We start from the raw sequence: 476 nt of genomic DNA, 5'->3' as shown, positions 1-476 counted from the left end.
CCCTAAAGCCGGCAGCGAAAGTGTATTACAGCATGCTGGAAAAGAAAGATCTGTATTATTCAACGACAGAATCATCCGGACCAAAGCGTTATATCTCGCAGTCAGTAAAGGATAAATCATGGTCTGAACTGAATAAACTGGCAGATCAATCGGGCAAACGCCACTCCGGGTCTAACGATTTTCGTATCGACAACCCTGTCTATAAAAAGCTGAAGCCAAAAGTGCAAAAGCTGAAAGGGAAAAACAAACGAAGATCGTATGCTTTATCACCGGAATACGGCGACTTTGAAATAATGCTCGATATCCTGAAGGATGCGGGCGCAGAACCTATGTTTGTCACTATTCCGGTTAACGGAAAATGGTACGATTACACAGGCTTCCCGAAAAAAGGACGCACTGACTATTACAAAAAGGTAAATAAACAAATCAGAGCCAAGGGCTTCCAGGTTGCTGATTTCTCAGGGCATGAATATGAC

Annotated in this window: 1 protein-coding gene; it reads left to right on the top strand. The window is 43.3% G+C overall.

Features of this window, described 5'->3' with window-relative positions:
- On the top strand, positions 1–476 hold a 476-nt coding region (gene dltD, locus RVS70_RS22225), incomplete at both ends, for a D-alanyl-lipoteichoic acid biosynthesis protein DltD (RefSeq protein WP_321134882.1).

It is taken from the genome of Virgibacillus sp. M23, from assembly GCF_034190895.1.
Classification (GTDB): domain Bacteria; phylum Bacillota; class Bacilli; order Bacillales; family Amphibacillaceae; genus Virgibacillus; species Virgibacillus salarius.
This window is presented reverse-complemented; position numbering and strand designations above follow the sequence as displayed.